This window comes from Streptomyces sp. MAI_2237, assembly GCF_054189285.1.
The window spans coordinates 2,696,306-2,713,202 of record NZ_JAJPGQ010000003.1 but is presented as its reverse complement, the minus strand read 5'-3'; the positions used below and the strand labels follow the sequence as shown (position 1 = coordinate 2,713,202).

14 protein-coding genes and 2 pseudogenes are annotated in these 16,897 nt (G+C 72.4%); 4 read left to right on the top strand and 12 right to left on the bottom strand.

The window, feature by feature from the left end; all coding sequences use genetic code 11:
* Positions 1-351: 351 nt before the first annotated feature.
* Both LN251_RS22945 and LN251_RS22940 read right to left on the bottom strand, forming a co-directional pair.
* Positions 352-1,614: an AI-2E family transporter gene (locus LN251_RS22945; protein WP_458246018.1), complete on the bottom strand. Its 1,263-nt coding sequence runs from the start codon at positions 1,612-1,614 to the stop codon at positions 352-354.
* Positions 1,615-1,674: 60 nt separating this feature from the next.
* On the bottom strand, positions 1,675-1,869 hold the full coding sequence (locus tag LN251_RS22940) for a DUF3046 domain-containing protein (protein WP_383676906.1): 195 nt from the start codon (positions 1,867-1,869) through the stop codon (positions 1,675-1,677).
* A gap of 79 nt (positions 1,870-1,948) precedes the next feature.
* On the opposite strand from LN251_RS22940, the gene LN251_RS22935 reads away from it, so the two are divergent.
* The gene (locus tag LN251_RS22935) at positions 1,949-2,893 is read left to right on the top strand and encodes a hypothetical protein (RefSeq protein WP_458246017.1); all 945 of its coding nucleotides are present in this window, start codon (positions 1,949-1,951) and stop codon (positions 2,891-2,893) included.
* Positions 2,894-2,906: 13 nt separating this feature from the next.
* On the opposite strand, the gene LN251_RS22930 is transcribed toward LN251_RS22935, so the two are convergent.
* The 3 genes and pseudogenes from LN251_RS22930 to LN251_RS22920 form a co-directional block, all read right to left on the bottom strand.
* A complete protein-coding gene (locus LN251_RS22930; protein WP_058922581.1) occupies positions 2,907-3,215 on the bottom strand; it encodes an AzlD domain-containing protein in 309 nt (102 codons plus the stop codon).
* A complete protein-coding gene (locus LN251_RS22925) occupies positions 3,212-3,958 on the bottom strand; it encodes an AzlC family ABC transporter permease (RefSeq protein WP_458246016.1) in 747 nt (248 codons plus the stop codon). Before LN251_RS22925 ends, LN251_RS22930 begins: the two co-directional genes overlap by 4 nt.
* Positions 3,959-3,986: 28 nt before the next feature.
* Positions 3,987-4,823 (bottom strand): annotated as a pseudogene (locus LN251_RS22920) (AraC family transcriptional regulator); the annotation flags it as partial.
* 190 nt (positions 4,824-5,013) lie between these two features.
* On the opposite strand from LN251_RS22920, the pseudogene LN251_RS22915 reads away from it, so the two are divergent.
* From LN251_RS22915 to LN251_RS22905, 3 genes and pseudogenes are all read left to right on the top strand, one after another.
* Positions 5,014-9,890 (top strand): annotated as a pseudogene (locus LN251_RS22915) (ATP-dependent helicase).
* Positions 9,891-9,943: 53 nt separating this feature from the next.
* Positions 9,944-10,780 (top strand): Fpg/Nei family DNA glycosylase, encoded by an 837-nt coding sequence (locus tag LN251_RS22910; RefSeq protein WP_458246015.1) that lies wholly within the window; start codon positions 9,944-9,946, stop codon positions 10,778-10,780.
* A gap of 32 nt (positions 10,781-10,812) precedes the next feature.
* Positions 10,813-11,577 carry an SDR family NAD(P)-dependent oxidoreductase gene (locus tag LN251_RS22905; protein WP_458246014.1) on the top strand — a complete coding sequence of 255 codons (765 nt, stop codon included), beginning with the start codon at positions 10,813-10,815 and terminating at the stop codon, positions 11,575-11,577.
* Here the strand turns inward: LN251_RS22905 and LN251_RS22900 are convergent.
* The 7 genes from LN251_RS22900 to LN251_RS22870 form a co-directional block, all read right to left on the bottom strand.
* Positions 11,525-11,803 carry a hypothetical protein gene (locus LN251_RS22900; protein WP_458246013.1) on the bottom strand — a complete coding sequence of 93 codons (279 nt, stop codon included), beginning with the start codon at positions 11,801-11,803 and terminating at the stop codon, positions 11,525-11,527. The two genes, LN251_RS22905 and LN251_RS22900, sit on opposite strands and share 53 nt — an antisense overlap.
* A gap of 91 nt (positions 11,804-11,894) precedes the next feature.
* On the bottom strand, positions 11,895-12,365 hold the full coding sequence (locus LN251_RS22895; protein ID WP_458246012.1) for a Dps family protein: 471 nt from the start codon (positions 12,363-12,365) through the stop codon (positions 11,895-11,897).
* A gap of 175 nt (positions 12,366-12,540) precedes the next feature.
* Entirely contained in the window at positions 12,541-12,909 is a 369-nt protein-coding gene (locus tag LN251_RS22890) for a helix-turn-helix domain-containing protein (RefSeq protein ID WP_058922588.1), read from the bottom strand.
* A gap of 109 nt (positions 12,910-13,018) precedes the next feature.
* On the bottom strand, positions 13,019-13,564 hold the full coding sequence (locus LN251_RS22885) for a CinA family protein (protein WP_458246011.1): 546 nt from the start codon (positions 13,562-13,564) through the stop codon (positions 13,019-13,021).
* Entirely contained in the window at positions 13,561-14,283 is a 723-nt protein-coding gene (pgsA, locus tag LN251_RS22880; protein WP_458246010.1) for a CDP-diacylglycerol--glycerol-3-phosphate 3-phosphatidyltransferase, read from the bottom strand. The genes LN251_RS22885 and pgsA overlap by 4 nt, the downstream gene beginning before the upstream one ends.
* Complete coding sequence (gene rimO / locus LN251_RS22875; protein WP_362996820.1) at positions 14,280-15,749, bottom strand: 30S ribosomal protein S12 methylthiotransferase RimO; 1,470 nt, start codon at positions 15,747-15,749, stop codon at positions 14,280-14,282. Before rimO ends, pgsA begins: the two co-directional genes overlap by 4 nt.
* An 85-nt stretch (positions 15,750-15,834) precedes the next feature.
* Complete coding sequence (locus tag LN251_RS22870; protein ID WP_458246009.1) at positions 15,835-16,674, bottom strand: helix-turn-helix domain-containing protein; 840 nt, start codon at positions 16,672-16,674, stop codon at positions 15,835-15,837.
* Between the last annotated feature and the right edge of the window lie 223 nt (positions 16,675-16,897).

Sequence of the window (16,897 nt, the reverse complement as noted above, 5' to 3'; positions counted from 1 at the left end):
CGATCGCTTCACGTCAAAGACGCTAACGCCTGCCACTGACAATGGGCCCCGACGCCCGTCCGGCCTGTGGATAACTCGGGTTCTTATCCGTTGAAAACGGTTCGAATCACCCGTCGAGAGGCTTGCCGGAGCCTCCATAAGAATAGATGTTCGATTTTTGTGTCAAGCGCATCACGCGGCACCTCCGAGACTACGTCCACGGTCGCGTGGCGGGCCGGAGGTGAGCCGGGAACGAGGCAGACGTCCGCCCCAGCGCGGCGGGAAACGTGGACCCCGGCAGGGACGAACCGTCCTCGGGATCGTCAGAAAGGGCCGGTCTCGGCCCCTGGGCAAGAGCCGGCGTCGGACTCTTCAGGAAGAGCTGCCCTCGGGCTCTTCCTCCAGCGGCGTGTCCTCCGGCCGTCGCACCCGGAGCTGTCTGGCGCGCGTGAGGAGTCCGGGCCCCGGGCCTCCGCGCCGGTGCCCGTGCACCCGGGGGTCGTCCGTGACCGCGTACCGCTTCACGTACGCCCCCAGGAACGCCTGCAGCGTGGCGACCGCCGGAATGGCGATCAGCGCGCCGACCGCGCCGAGGAGCGCGGTGCCGGCGATGACCGAGCCGAAGGCGACGGCGGGATGGATGTCGACGGTCTTCGCGGTCAGCTTGGGCTGGAGCACGTAGTTCTCGAACTGCTGGTAGACCACGACGAAGACCAGCACCCACAGCGCGTACCAGGGATCGACGGTGAACGCGACCAGCATCGGCAGGGCGCCCGCGAGGTAGGTGCCGATGGTCGGGATGAACTGCGAGACCAGGCCCACCCAGACCCCGAGCACCGGCGCGTACGGCACGCCCAGGATCTGCAGCAAGATGTAGTGCGCGATGCCGGAGATGAGCGCCATCAGTCCGCGCGAGTACAGGTATCCGCCGGTCTTGTCGACGGCTATCTCCCAGGCGCGCAGCACCTCGGCCTGCCGGGCGGGCGGCAGTACCGAGCAGATCGTGCGGCGCAGGCGGGGCCCGTCGGCGGCGAAGTAGAACGAGAACAGCGTGATCGTCAGCAGCTGGAAGAGTCCGCCGAGGACCTGGGCGGACACGTCGAGGACGCCCGTGGCGCTGTGCTGCACGTAGTTGCGCAGCCAGTCGGAGCGGAGCAGCCCCTTCTGGACGTCCACCCGCTTCAGATGGGTGTGGAAGTGCGCGTTGACCCAGTTGATGACCGAGTCGAGGTAGTTGGGGAAGTCCTCGACGATCTTGATGATCTGGCCCGCCAGCATCGAGCCGAGCAGGGTGACGAAGCCCGCGGCCGCGATCATCACGGCCAGGAAGACGAGTGCGGTGGCCAGCCCTCTGCGCATCCCGCGCGCCGCCATCCAGCTCACCGCGGGCTCGATGGCGAGGGCCAGGAAGAACGCGATGAGGATGTTGATCAGCAGGCCGGTGAGCTGGTGGAACGCCCAAGTGCCCAGCTGGAAGGCGGCGTACAGGGAGAGCACCAGCACCACGGCCCGCGGCAGCCAGCGCGGCATGCGCGCGCCGGGGACGGCGCCGTCGGCCGGGGGACGGTCGGGCGGCGTCGTGCCGAACGGGGAGGCATGCCGGGCGGGCGGCTCGGTCTCGTCAGTGGGTGCCACGGCTCAAGTCTCGCCCACGGGTACGACAATCATCTCCCGCCCTGCGATCTTCGTGACCGATCAGTGCCTCTCGCGCGGAACGTTCATGACCGTGCAGACCACACGCCACACGTCCTTGGCGTCCCAGCCGGCGTCCAGCGCCTCGTGCACCGTGCGCCCGCCCAGCTCCGTCATCACGTGGTCGCGCGCGAAGGTGTCGGCGTACCCCGAGCCGAAGTGATCCGCCATCCGCTGCCAGAAGACCGTCAACCGCATGCCTCCAGTATCCCGCCCCTGGGGGTGGCCTGAGACGTGACCGCTTGTCGAGACCGCTTTCCGCCCTACGGTCTGTCGCATGTCCGAAACCGGAGCTTCCCCACTCCCCGTCACACCCCCGGCGCGCTCCCCGCTCTTCCGCGCCGAGCACTTCGTCTGGCTCACCGCGCGCGTGCTGGAACAGCGCCTCTTCGCCCACCACTTCCTGAACGGCGGCGCCGACCCGGTGGAGACCGCCCTGGACGCCTACCGCAACGAGGACGGCGGATACGGCCACGCCCTGGAGCCCGACCTGCGCGGCCCGGTCAGCCAGCCGCTGCACACCGGGCACGCACTGCGCGTCCTGGACTCCATCGGGCGCTGCGGCGGCCAGCGCGTGGAGCGGGTGTGCCGCTACCTGACCTCCGTCTCGACGGCGGACGGCGCACTGCCGGCGATCCACCCCAGCCAGCGGGGCTACCCCGCCGCCCCCTTCATGCCGATCGTGGACGACCCGCCGAGCGAACTGCTCGCCACCGGGCCGGTCGTCGGACTGCTGCACCGCAACGAGGTGTGGCACGCCTGGCTGTTCCGGGCCACCGACTTCTGCTGGCAGGCGATCGATTCGCTGGAGAAGTCCCACCCCTACGAGATCGAGGCCGCCGTGGCCTTCCTGGACTCCGCTCCCGACCGCCCGCGCGCGGAGGCGGCCGCCGACCGGCTCGGCCGTCTGGTGCGCGAGCACCGGCTGGCCGCACTGGACCCGGACAATCTCGCCGCCTACCCGGTGGCGCCCGGCTACGCCCCCGGTGAGCACCACTTCCCGCACGACTACGCGAGGACGCCGAGTTCGCTCGCGCGCGCGTGGTTCACCGACGACGAGATGGAGCGCTCCCTGGACTTTCTCGCGGCCGCTCAGCAGGAGGACGGCGGCTGGCCGATCAAGTGGCGTCAGTGGGCGCCGGGCATCGCCCTGGAGGCGCGCCCCCAGGTGACGATCGAGGCACTGCGCGCCCTCCGGGCGTACGGCCGCTCCATCGGCTGACGGCCCGCACCCCTCACCCGCCCATGGCCCGCACCCCGGCGGTCACCACCACTCCCGCGGCCACCACGAGCAGGAAGGGGGCGCGCAGAACCAGCACGACAGCGGCCGCGAGGACACCGGCCACGCGCGCGTCCAGTACCAGAGCGCGCCCGTCGGCGAAGGTCTGCTGGGCGGTGAGCGCGGCCAGCAGAGCCACCGGCAGCAAGGCCGCCAGCCGCCTGACGAACGGCCGCCGCAGGGCGCCTTCGGGGACGAACAGACCGGCGACCTTGACGGCGTAGCAGCCGAGAGCCGTCAGGCCTATGGCGATCCAGGTGCTCAACGGTCCTCCCCCGTGACGTCACCGGGCGCCCGGCCGTCGCGGCGTCCCTTCAGGAGCAGGACGGCGGGAGCGGCCAGCGCGGCCACCAGGACGGGCACACCGGCGGGCAGCACGGGCAGCAACCCGAGCCCCAGGACGACGGCGAGCCCGGCGACGGCGCGCTCGGTGGCGGACCTCAGCATCGGCGCGAGCAGGGCCAGGAAGACGGCGGGCCCGGCGGCGTCCAGGCCCCACGCGTCCGTGTCCCCGATGGCCTTGGCGCCCAGGGCGCCGAGCAGGGTGGTGAGGTTCCACAGCAGGTACAGGCTGAGCCCGGTCACGGTGAACCCGATCCGGGCACCACGCCGCGTGGGCTGCGCGAGCGCGACCGCCGTCGTCTCGTCGATGACCCACTGCGCGGCGAACGGCCGCAGAAGGCGCGGAAAGGCCAGCACCTGCGACAGGCGCAGCCCGTAAAAGGCGTTGCGCACACCCAGGAAGAACGCGCCGGCAGCCGCCGTGAAGGGGCTGCCTCCGGCCGCCAGCGCTCCGACGAGCGCGAACTGGGACGCGCCGGTGAACACCAGGAGGCTGAGCACGCAGGTCTGCCCCAGGGTGAGCCCGCCGCCGGCCGAGGTCACCCCGAAGGCGAACCCGGACAGTCCGACGGCGACGCCGACTCCGAGCGCGTCCCGGACCACGGCGGCGTCGGTCCTGCCTCCGTCATCGGCTCCTGTGTCTGCGAGAGCTGTCTGTTCTGCCACGTCCCGGACGCTACGGGGACGGCGGCCGGGCGTCTTGTACGTTCTTGCGCTCGCGCTGGTAGGCCCCCGGAGGGACGCCGACGATCCGTGCGAAGTGCCGGTTCAGATGCGGTTGGTCGGTGAAGCCCACGGCGACGGCCGCCTGGGCGGGCGCCGTCCCGGCGTCGAGCAGCCGCCGCGCCCGCCGCACCCGGGCGTCCGTCAGCCAGGCGTGGGGCGGCATCCCGTAGGCGTCCCGGAAGGCCCGCAGCAGCGCGAACGGACTGGTCCCGAGGTCACCCGCCAGCGTCTCCAGCGTCGGCGGCCCGGCCATCCGCTCCTCCAGCACGGCACGCGCGCGTGCGGCGACCCGAGCCCCCGCCGTCCGCACGGCCCGCTGCGGCAGCGGGCCGCCGTTGAGCCGCAGCAGCCGGGTGACGGCGATCCGCAGCAAGGTGTCGGCGGCCAGCGCGTTGCCCTCGTCGGCAGCACGCAGGACCTGGTGGACGAGCCGGACCGCGTACGGGTCGTCGAGTACGGGGCTGACGAACCCCGGCGCCCCGCGGAGGGAGGTCGTCTCGGCCGCGATCTCGGCAACGACGTCCGGCGACGGGTACACGGCCCCGTACCGCCACCCCTCGGGCACCCCGGCCCGGCCCGTGTGCGAGGTGTCGGGATTGACCAGCGCGAGAGCCCCCGCCCCCGCGTACTGGTCGGCGCCGCGGTGGTGGAAGACCTCGACCCCGTCGGCGATGGCCGCGATGACGAAGTGCTCGTGGGTGTGACGCACGAACGTCTTGCGGACGTACCGGGCCCGCAGCAGATCGACGCCGGGCAGGTCGGCGTACCGCCAGTGCCGAGCCGCCTCCTCACCGAAATCCGCCATACAGCCGATTCTCCGCCACGCACGCCGCCCACGCCGAGCCGCACCCCGGCTCACAGCTCAGCGCCCGGCTCCCAGCCCACCGCACCCGACCACGCCCCCGGTCCCGGTCCCGCCGCACCCGACCTCCCGCTCCCGCGCCGCGAACCCGCAGGCCAACCGTATTGTCAGTGGCCGGGTGCAGGATGGACGCATGGTCAGCGACGCACAACGAGCCCTCGACGGCTTCTCCCCCGCGACCCGCGGCTGGTTCACGGGGGCCTTCTCCGCGCCCACCGCGGCCCAGGCGGGCGCGTGGAACGCCATCAGGGAGGGCTCGGACGTGCTGGTGGTGGCCCCCACCGGCTCGGGCAAGACCCTGGCCGCCTTCCTCGCCGCCCTGGACCAGCTCGCCTCCACACCCCCGCCCGCCGACCCGAGGAAGCGCTGCCGGGTCTTGTACGTGTCGCCGCTGAAGGCCCTCGCGGTGGACGTGGAGCGCAACCTCCGCAGCCCCCTCACCGGCATCCGCCACGAGTCCGTCCGGCTCGGCCTGCCCGAGCCCGAGGTGAAGGTGGGCATCCGCTCCGGCGACACCCCCGCCGCCGAGCGCCGCGCCCTGGCCACCCGCCCCCCGGACATCCTGATCACCACGCCCGAGTCCCTCTTCCTGATGCTGACGTCGTCCACCCGTGACGCGCTGACCGGCGTGGAGACGGTGATCCTGGACGAGGTGCACGCGGTGGCCGGCACCAAGCGCGGCGCCCACCTCGCGCTCTCCCTGGAGCGCCTGGACGAGCTCCTGCCCAGGCCCGCCCGCCGCATCGGCCTGTCGGCGACCGTCCGCCCGGTGGACGAGGTGGCCCGCTACCTCTCACCGCGCCGCAAGGTCGAGATCGTCCAGCCGAAGTCGGGCAAGGAGTTCGACCTCTCGGTCGTCGTCCCGGTGGAGGACCTGGGCGAGCTGGGCGGCTCACCGGTGGCCGACGGCTCGGAGGGGGCGGAGCGCCCCTCGATCTGGCCGCATGTCGAGGAGCGGATCACCGACCTCGTCCAGGCCCACCGCTCCACGATCGTGTTCGCCAACTCCCGCCGCCTCGCGGAGCGCCTGTGCAACAGGCTCAACGAGATCGCGTACGAGCGCGCCACCGGCGAACCCCTGGACGAGCACCACGCCCCGGCCGAGCTCATGGGTGGCTCGGGAGCGGCCCAGGGCGCCCCGCCGGTCATCGCGCGCGCTCACCACGGCTCGGTCTCCAAGGAGCAGCGAGCACTGGTCGAGGAGGACCTCAAAGCGGGCCGCCTGCCCGCGGTGGTGGCGACGTCCAGCCTGGAACTGGGCATCGACATGGGCGCCGTCGACCTGGTCGTCCAGGTCGAGTCGCCCCCTTCGGTCGCCTCGGGCCTGCAGCGCGTGGGCCGCGCGGGCCACCAGGTCGGCGCGGTCAGCACCGGGGTGGTCTTCCCCAAGTACCGGGGTGACCTGGTCCAGGCGGCGGTGGTCACCGAGCGCATGCGCACCGGTTCCATCGAGTCCCTGCGGGTCCCCGCCAACCCGCTGGACGTCCTCGCCCAGCAGCTGGTCGCCATGACGGCCCTGGACACCTGGCAGGTCGACGACCTGCTGGCCACGGTCCGCCGCGCGGCTCCTTTCGCGTCCCTGCCCGAGTCGGCGTTCACGGCCGTCCTGGACATGCTCGCGGGCCGCTACCCGTCCGACGCGTTCGCCGAGCTGCGCCCACGCGTGGTGTGGGACCGCGTCGCGGGGACCATCACCGGCCGTCCGGGCGCCCAGCGCCTCGCCGTGACCTCGGGCGGCACCATCCCCGACCGCGGCCTCTTCGGGGTCTTCCTCGCCGGATCCGATCCCAAGAAGGGCGGCGGCCGGGTCGGCGAGCTCGACGAGGAGATGGTCTACGAGTCCCGGGTCGGCGACGTGTTCACGCTCGGCACCAGCTCCTGGCGGATCGAGGACATCACCCGCGACCGCGTCCTGGTCTCCCCCGCGCCGGGCGTCCCGGGCCGCCTGCCCTTCTGGAAGGGCGACCAGCTCGGCCGCCCGCTCGAACTGGGCCGCGCGCTGGGTCAGTTCCTGCGCGAGGTCGGCTCCCTGCCCAAGGACGACGCCCGGCTGCGCCTCCTCACGGCGGGGCTGGACGCCTGGGCGGCGGACAACGTCCTGTCCTACCTGGACGAGCAGCGCGAGGCCTGCGGTCACATCCCTGACGACCGCACGATCGTGGTCGAGCGCTTCCGGGACGAGCTGGGCGACTGGCGCGTGGTCGTCCACTCCCCGTTCGGCGCCCAGGTGCACGCCCCGTGGGCGCTCGCCCTCGGCACCAAGCTCTCCGAGCGCTACGGCATGGACGCGCAGGTCATGCACGCCGACGACGGCATCGTCCTGCGTCTGCCCGACGCCGACCTCATGGGCCTGGACCTGCTCGACCGGGAACCGACGAAGGCGGGCACCGAGTACGACGCCGACCAGGCCCCCGTGGGCGCGGCGGACGTCGTGTTCGACAAGGGCGAGGTCGACCAGATCGTCACCGACCAGGTCGGTGGCTCGGCCCTGTTCGCGTCCCGGTTCCGCGAGTGCGCCGCCCGCGCGCTGCTGCTCCCGCGCCGCAACCCCGGCAAGCGCACCCCGCTCTGGCAGCAGCGCCAGCGCGCCGCGCAACTGCTGGAGGTGGCCAGCGAGTTCGGCTCGTTCCCGATCGTCCTCGAAGCCGTCCGCGAGTGCCTCCAGGACGTCTTCGACGTGCCCGGACTCGTCGAGCTGATGGGCGACCTCGAGGCCCGCAAGGTGCGTCTGGTGGAGGTCACCACCCCGGAGCCGTCCCCCTTCGCCCGTTCCCTGCTCTTCGGGTACGTCGCCCAGTTCCTGTACGAGGGCGACTCACCGCTCGCCGAGCGCCGGGCCGCCGCCCTCTCCCTGGACTCGCGTCTGCTGGCCGAACTGCTGGGCCAGGCGGAGCTGCGCGAACTCCTCGACGCCGAGGTGCTGACCGAGCTGGAGCGTGAACTCCAGTGGCTCACCGAGGACCGGCGCGTCAAGGACGCCGAGGGCATCGCCGACATCCTGCGCCTGCTCGGCCCGCTGACCGACGCGGAGCTGGCCGAGCGGGGCGCCGAGCCGCACTGGGTCCAGGAGCTGGCCTCCGCCCGGCGCGCGATCCGGGTCCGGGTCGGCGGCAGCGAGCACTGGGCGGCCATCGAGGACGCCGGGCGCCTGCGCGACGCACTCGGCACCGCGCTGCCCGTCGGCGTCCCCGAGGCGTTCATGGAGCCGGTCAAGGACCCTCTCGGCGACCTGCTGGCCCGCTACGCCCGCACCCACGGCCCGTTCACGTCGGCCACGGCGGCGGCCCGTTTCGGCCTGGGCGTGGCGGTCACGGAGGGCGCGCTGCAGCGGCTCGCCGCGAACGGCCGTGTCGTACAGGGGGAGTTCCATCCCGCGGGCATCGGCCAGGAGTGGTGCGACGCGTCCGTGCTGCGCCGTCTGCGCCGCCGTTCCCTGGCCGCGCTGCGGCACGAACTGGAGCCGGTGCCACCGGCCGCGCTCGCCCAGTTCCTCCCGCAGTGGCAGCACATCGGCAAGGGTCACGCCCTGCGCGGCATCGACGGACTGGTCCGGGCGATCGAGCAGTTGCAGGGCGCGTCCGTCCCCGCCTCCGCCCTGGAGAAGCTGGTGCTGCCCTCCCGCGTCGCCGGCTACACCCCGGCGATGCTCGACGAGCTCACCGCCGCCGGAGAAATCGTCTGGGCCGGCGCGGGCGCGCTGCCCGGCAAGGACGGCTGGGTCTCCCTCTACACGACGGACGCGGCCCCGCTCCTCCTGCCCCCACCGCACCCCCTGGAGCTGACGGCTCTGCACCAATCCGTGCTGGACGCCCTCTCCGGGGGCTACGGCCTGTTCTTCCGGCAGATCGCCGACCAGGTCCGCGCCACCACCCACCCCGAGGCCACCGATCCCCAACTGGCCGACGCCGTCTGGGACCTGGCCTGGTCCGGGCGCCTGACGAACGACACGCTGACCCCGATGCGCTCCCTGCTCGGTTCGGGCCGTACCGCGGGCTCCACGGCCCATCGGGCCAAGCGCACGGTCCCGCGCGGCCGCTACGGCTCCCTGACCGCCGCCGCCCGCACCGCCTCCCGGACGGGCCCGCCCACGGTCGCCGGCCGCTGGTCGCTGCTCCCCTCCATGGAGCCCGACCCCACGGTCCGCGCCCACGCCCTCGCCCGCACTCTCCTCGACCGGCACGGCGTCGTCACCCGGGGCGCCGTCGCCGCGGAAGGCGTCGAGGGCGGCTTCTCGGCGACGTACCGCATCCTGTCGGTGTTCGAGGAGAGCGGCCAGGCCCGGCGTGGCTATGTGGTGGAGGGACTCGGCGCGGCACAGTTCGCGATGGACGGCGCGGTGGACCGCCTCCGCGCGGTGTCCAACGCGCGCGATCGGGGGAGGCCCTCCCCCACCCGCCCATGGACGACATGACCTGGCCCCCCGCCTCCTCCGAGATCACGGGCTTCACCGAGGACCCGGACGGCTTCCCGCCCGCTCCGCCTTCGCGCGACGAGTACGTCTCGCCCCGCGACTTCGCCGATCCCGGCGCGGGCGGCCCACGCGGCGGCGGCTCCGGCTACGTCCCGTACGCCTCGTACGGCTCCCCCGCCCCCAACCGCCGCCCGCGTCCGGCCCCCGACTCCCGAGCCGTGGTCCTGGCCGCCGCCGACCCGGCGAACGCCTACGGCGCGGCCCTGCCCTGGCCGGAACCCCCGACGGGCGCGGGCCACAAACCGGGCCGCAAGGCAGGCTCCCTGGTGGTCCTCGTCGACGGCGAGCTGACGCTGTACATGGAGCGCGGCGGCAAGTCCCTCCTCGCCTGGCCGGCCGACCCCGACGCCAAGGCCACGGACGACCCCCGCCTCCAGCCGGCCGCCGAAGCCCTGGCCGGCGCGGCCCGAGCAGGCTCCCTGGGGACCGTCACGGTGGAACGCATCAACAACGCCCAGGCCCTCACCTCCCCCATCGGCACCCTCCTGGAAGGAGCGGGCTTCATCGCGACCCCCAGAGGCCTACGCCTGCGGGCCTAGGGCGCGCTTCGGCCCGACCCCTCCGACGCCACCAGCCGTGCAACCCTGGATCCATGCCCGAAGGAGACACCGTCTGGCAGGCCGCGAAACGCCTGCACACCGCCCTCGCGGGCAAGCCGCTGACCCGCAGCGACCTCCGCGTGCCCAAGTACGCCACGGCCGACCTGACGGGCCGGACCGTCCTGGACGTGACCGCGCGCGGCAAGCACCTCCTGACCCGCATCGAGGGTGGCCTCACCCTCCACTCGCACCTGCGGATGGACGGCGCCTGGAAGGTGTACGCGAACGGCCGGCGCTGGACCGGCGGCCCTTCACACCAGATCCGGGTGATCCTGGGCACCGCGGACCAGACGGCCGTCGGCTACCGCCTCCCCGTGCTCGAGCTGCTGCGCACCGCCGACGAGGACCGCGCCGTGGGTCACCTCGGCCCCGACCTTCTGGGCCCGGACTGGGACCCCGAGCAGGCGCTCGCGAACGTCCTCGCCGATCCCGACCGCGCCCTGGGCGAGGCCCTGCTGGACCAGCGCAACCTCGCCGGCATCGGCAACGTGTACAAGTGCGAGCTGTGCTTCCTGCTCGGCGTCACCCCCTGGCTCCCGGTGGGCGCACTGCCCGCCGAGCGCGCCGCGAAGCTGCCGGAGCTGGCCAAGCGGCTCCTGGAGGCCAACCGGGACCGCCCGATCCGCATGACCACGGGGCGCGGCGGCCAGGCCCTGTTCGTGTACGGCCGCGCTCCCCGCCCCTGTCTGCGCTGCGGGACGTCCATCCGCCTGGCCGACCAGGGCGACGGCTCGCGCGAGCGCCCCACCTACTGGTGCCCCCACTGCCAGCCGGGCCCCGCCCCGAAACCCCGTACCCACCGCGGAAGCCGACCCCTGACGACTGATTGACGGACCGTCAGAAACGCTCGTACCGTCCTTGCATGCCCGTCAAGGCGTACGACCTCACCGGACGGACCGCGTTCGTCACCGGGGCGGCGGCCGGCATCGGCCGCGCCTCGGCCCTGCTGCTGGCCGAGGCGGGTGCCACGGTCCACTGCGCGGACCGGGACGCGCAGGGCCTGCACGAGACGGCGACCCTGATCAAGGACGCCGGCGGTACGGCCCGTACGCACCACGTCGACGTCACCGACCGCGAACAGCTCCACCAGGCCGTCGCGTCCTGCGAGCAGCTGCACGTGATGGCGGCCATCGCCGGCATCATGCACAGCAGCCCGGTGCTGGAGACTCGGGACGAGGACCTCGACCGTGTCCTGAACGTGAACTTCAAGGGCGTTCTCCACGCCTGCCAGGAGGCCGCCCGCGCGATGCTGGCCCGCCGGACCCCCGGCAGCATCGTCACCATGGCCTCCGGCGCCATCGACTCCGGCCGCCCCGGTCTGCTCTGCTACGGCGCCGCCAAGGCGGCCGTCGTCCAGCTGACGAAGACGCTGGCGAGCGAGGTCGGACAGCACGGCATCCGCGTCAACGCGGTCGCACCGGGCTGGACGCGTACGCCCATGACCGAGCGCCACGAGGCCGCGGAGCAGGCGCGGACCGAGGCGCTGATGGCGCGGCTGTCGCCGCTGGGCCGGGTGGGCGAGCCCCAGGACGTCGCCCACGCCGTGCTCTACCTCGCCTCGGACGCCTCGGCGTTCATGACGGGCCAGATCCTGCGTCCGAACGGCGGAGTGGCGATGCCGTGGTGACAGCGGCGGTCCGCCAGGCCGCCCGCCAGCGGCCCGCGCGCACGGCTCCGGCGGCCAGTCCCTTGGGCACACAGTGCACCGGCAGCAGGCTCACCCCCCACCCGCCGGCCACGACCGCCCCCTCCAGCACCCCGGCGCCGGGCGCCAGCGCCAGCCGCACCGCGGCACACCACCACAGCACTCCGAATCCGAGCGCCATCCCCCGGCGCACCGTCGGCCGTGCCATGGATCAACCTCCAGCCCGACGCCAGTACGACCCGCTCACCACCGGACAGGGCGCGCCGACCGCCCGTCCTCGGCGCCCCGCCCCCGTCTCTTCAGCCGTTCTCCGCCTGGAACATCCAGTGATGCTTCTCCAGATCCGCCGTGATCCCGATCAGGATGTCCTGGCTGACGGGATCGGCGTCCCCGGTGGCCGCCACCCGCTCCCGCATCCGCACGATCACCGCGCCCAGGGCGTCCACGAGGGTCCCCACCGCGTCCGTGTCCTTCATCCAGCCGTCGGACACCGCCGCGATCCCACTGCCGGCGGCCACCGTCGCGGCACGTCCGTCGGGCGGCACGCCCAGGGCCGAGGCCCGCTCCGCCACCGTGTCGGAGTGCGTCCGGGCGGAGTCCACGACCTCGTCGAGCTGGAGATGCACCGAGCGGAAGCGCGGCCCGACCACGTTCCAGTGGACCTGTTTCGCGACGAGGGAGAGGTCCAGGAGGTCGACGAGCGCCCCCTGGAGCGCCTCGGAGACGGTCTTCAGGTCCGGGTCGGACAACGGGCTCTTCACGACGTACATCCGCGTGCTCCGATTCTGTGTGCGGCCCCGAGTCCCGTCCCCCGCCTCCCCACCATGCACGAAAGCCCCGAACCGCGCCTCTCCGGATCACCCGGTGAGGCCCCGGCCGGGGCACTCGCACACTTCGTGGTGCGTCGTCAGGTCAAGCGCACATCCGCGTGAACGTCAGTGAACGTCACGCGGCGACCACGTCCACCGCCTCGGCGGGCGCCTTGATGGTCACCCTTTCCGGAGGCACACCGGTCACCGACACGGAACCCAGCATCGGGCGAACCGGTGCCGGCGAGGCGGCCGCAGCGGACTGGGCCAGCTCGGCGAGGGCGAGTTCGTCGCTCACTTCCCGCATGAGTTCGGACATCCGTACGTCCAGCGCGTCGCAGATGGCGGCGAGCAGCTCGGAGGAAGCCTCCTTCTGCCCCCGCTCCACCTCGGAGAGATAGCCGAGTGAGACTCGGGCGGACGAGGAGACTTCGCGCAGAGTACGGCCCTGGCGTTGGCGCTGCCGACGCAGCACGTCACCCAGCAGGCGACGGAGCAGAATCATCGGTGGCTCCCTCCTCGGACCGCGTAGCCGCATCCTTCACGCCCCACCGTACCGCCTTGCGCCGCGGCCGTGCGGGGAGCGATGTCGTGTTCACTCAGGGCTGCAAACATCAAAACCCCCCGTTCTGTTCCGTATCCTGTGCCCGCTCATTCCCACTGTGTTCGCCCGCAAGCTCCGTCAGGAGCAGTGCGAGTACGCTCCGTACACTCTCTCTACGAATTTCCGCACGGTCGCCGTTCAACCGCAGGGCCTCCACTTTTCCGCCAGAGGCAGAACCAGGGCCAGGGCCGAAGGGCCCGTCGACGGCCACGAAAACCGTGCCCACGGGCCGGCCGTCCTGCGGCTCCGGGCCCGCGACACCGGTCGTCGCGATGCCCCAGTCGGCGCCGAGCGCCTTGCGCACACCGGCCGCCATCTGGGCTGCGACCTGCGGGTCCACCGCTCCTCGCACGGCCAGCAGGTCGGCGTCGACCCCCAGCAGCTCGTGCTTGAGTTCGGTGGCGTACGCCGTCACCGAACCCCGGAACGCCTTGGACGCGCCGGGGACGCCTGTGACGTCCGCCGCAACCAACCCACCGGTGAGCGACTCCGCGACAGCGAGGGTCTCGCCCCTCACTGTCAGTAGTCTCACCACGTCGGCGGCCTGGGAACTCACGCTTCCGTCTCCTCCAACGCGGCCTTGCGCTCGGCGATTCCCTGCCTGCGCAGCACAATGGCCTGTCTCACATAGTCGAGTCCGGTCACCACCGTCAGGACGACCGCCGCACCCATGACCCAGAACCTCAGGGTGGCCAGCCATCCCGTCAGCGCCAGGATGTACATCCCGACGGCCACGCCCTGGATGAGCGTCTTGAGCTTGCCGCCGCGGCTCGCCGGGATCACGCCGTACCGGATGACCACGAAACGCAGCAGGGTGATCCCGAGTTCCCGGCCGAGGATGACGATCGTCACCCACCACGGCAGGTCGCCCAGGCCGGACAGGCAGATCAGTGCCGCGCCCATGATCGCCTTGTCGGCGATGGGGTCGGCGATCTTCCCGAAGTCGGTGACGAGGTTGTAGGTGCGCGCGAGGTGGCCGTCGAACAGGTCGGTGATCATGGCGACGGCGAACGCGGCCCAGGCGACCGAGCGCCAGGCCGGGTCGTAGCCGCCGTCGGCGAGCATCAGGACGACGAAGCCGGGGACGAGCAGCAGCCGGAGCATGGTGAGCAGGTTGGCGATGTTCCAGACGCTCGCCTGGTTGACGGCCGCGGCCGCGATCTTCGCTCCCCGCGGATGCTTCGTGCCGCCTTCCGCTTCGGAAGGAATGGCGTCGGTCTGCGAGGGACCCGTCTTGGAGGAACCGTTCGCCGCCGATGCCGGGACTCCGGTCATCTGCCCGCCTCCTCACTGGACCCGAGCGAGCCCGTGAGCGGCTCGGCCACCAGGTCGACACCCTCCGTACCGACCACCTTGGCCTCGACGATACGGCCGACGCTCAGACCCGCGCCGCTCGTGAGCAGCACCTGGCCGTCCGTCTCCGGTGCCTGGTGGGCGCCGCGGCCGTACACGCCCTCCTCGTCCACGGACTCCACGAGGACGTGCGCGGTCTCGCCCACGCGCTCCTCGGCCCGCTGCGAGACCAGTTCCTCGGCCAGCCGGGAGATGTGCGCGAGCCGCTCGGCGACGACGTCCTCGTCCAGCTTGTTCTCGTACGTCGCCGCTTCCGTGCCCTCCTCGTCGGAGTACCCGAAGACGCCGATGGCGTCCAGGCGCGCGCCGGTGAGGAACCGCTCCAGCTCCGCCAGGTCGGCCTCGCTCTCGCCGGGGAAGCCGACGATGAAGTTGGAGCGCACGCCCGCCTGGGGCGCCTTGCTCCGGATGGTGTCGAGCAGTTCGAGGAAGCGGTCGGTGTCGCCGAAGCGGCGCATGGCGCGCAGCACGCCGGGCGCGGAGTGCTGGAAGGACAGGTCGAAGTACGGGGCGACCTTGGGGGTGGAGGTCAGGACGTCGATCAGCCCGGGGCGCATCTCGGCCGGCTGGAGGTAGCTGACGCGCACGCGCTCGAGGCCGTCGACCTCGGCCAGCTCGGGCAGCAGGGACTCCAGCAGGCGGATGTCGCCCAGGTCCTTGCCGTAGGAGGTGTTGTTCTCGGAGACCAGCATGATCTCCTTGACGCCCTGCTCGGCCAGCCAGCGGGTCTCGTTCAGCACGTCGCTCGGGCGGCGGGAGATGAAGGAGCCGCGGAAGGACGGGATGGCGCAGAAGGTGCAGCGCCGGTCGCAGCCGGAGGCGAGCTTCACGGAGGCGACCGGGGAGCCGTCCAGCCGGCGGCGCAGGGGTGCCCGGGGGCCGGAGGCGGGCGCGAGGCCCTCGGGGAGGTCCGCGGGCGCGTGCCCGGGCAGGGCGACCTCGGCCGCGGAGTCCTGGCGCTCGGCGGGGCTGATCGGCAGCAGCTTGCGCCGGTCGCGCGGGGTGTGGGCGGCGTGGATGCCGCCGCTGAGGATGGTCTGCAGGCGGTCGGAGATGTCCGCGTAGTCGTCGAAGCCCAGCACGCCGTCGGCCTCGGGCAGGGCCTCGGCGAGGTCCTTGCCGTACCGCTCGGCCATGCAGCCCACCGCCACGACGGCCTGGGTTCTGCCGTGCCCCTTGAGGTCGTTGGCCTCCAGGAGGGCGTCGACGGAGTCCTTCTTGGCGGCTTCGACGAAGCCACAGGTGTTCACGACCGCGACGTCCGCGTCCGCGGCGTCCTCGACGAGGTCCCAGCCGTCCGCCTCCAAGCGGCCTGCGAGCTCCTCCGAGTCCACCTCGTTACGGGCGCAGCCAAGGGTGACGAGTGCGACGGTACGGCGTTCAGGCATGGGCTCAAGACTACTTTGTCCCGCTGACGGTCCACGTCGAAGGGCCCGGCCGATCCCGGCCGGGCCCTTCGGTGCGCGTGTGCGGTCAGCCGACCTGGGGGTCGCCCTTGGTGTACGTCAGGCGCTCCACCGCGCCCGGCTGGAACTGGTCCTCGATCTTCTTGCCGTTGACGTAGAGCTGGATGACTCCGGCGTCGCCGAGGACGAGGTTGATCTTCTGGCTGTCCTGGAAGGTCTTGGAGTCGCCCTGCGCGAGGAGCCCGTCGAAGAGCAGCCGGCCGTTGTGGTCCTTGGCGGAGATCCAGCTCTTACCGTCGGGGGCCGTGACGCGGACGGTGACCTTGTCCTGGGGGGCGGCGGCGATGGCGCTGTCCGAGGGGTCGGACTTCGGGGTGGCGGACTTCTTGCCGTGCGGTGTCGGCGAGGCGGACTTGCTCTGCGTGGGCGTCGACCCCTCGGCGACCTGGGCCTTGCCGCCGCCGTCGTCGCCGCCCTTGAACGCGGTGAACCCGACGAAGCCGACCACGGCGACGATCGCGGCGACCATCGCCGCGGTCCAGTTCGGGCCGCGGCGCTCGGGGCGGATGCGTTCCGCCTCGAACAGCGGGGCCGCCGGGGTCGGGGCCGGGCGGCCGCCATGATCGGCGTCGTACTGCGCGAGCAGCGGGGCCGGATCGAGGTGGACGGCCTTGGCCAGGGTCCGGATGTGCCCGCGCGCGTAGACGGCCCCACCACAGGGGTCGAAGTCGTCCGCCTCGATGGCGTGCACGATGGCGATGCGGACCCGGGTGGCGTTGCTGACGTCGTCGACGGTCAGCCCGGCGTCGATGCGCGCCTGTTTGAGGGCGCGGCCGACGGAGAGGCGGGCTTGCTCGCGATCGTCTTCGAACGGACGCTCGTCTTCAGGGGAGTTGCCGATGGACACGGGGGCGCCTTTCGAGCGTTTTAGCCACCTGTGCTGGGGGTTCAGTCTATGGGGGGTAAGAAAGGGTGGGGCAACCGGACGGTCGAGCTTGTTAGCCCATCGGTATGGCCGGACACGCCGATGGTCGGGCACGTGTTTGCCGCTTCCCTCAACTTGACGTACGCGAAAGGGAAACGGTTGCTCAATGATCGCTTACGGATGAGTCACGATCGGACATCGGTGG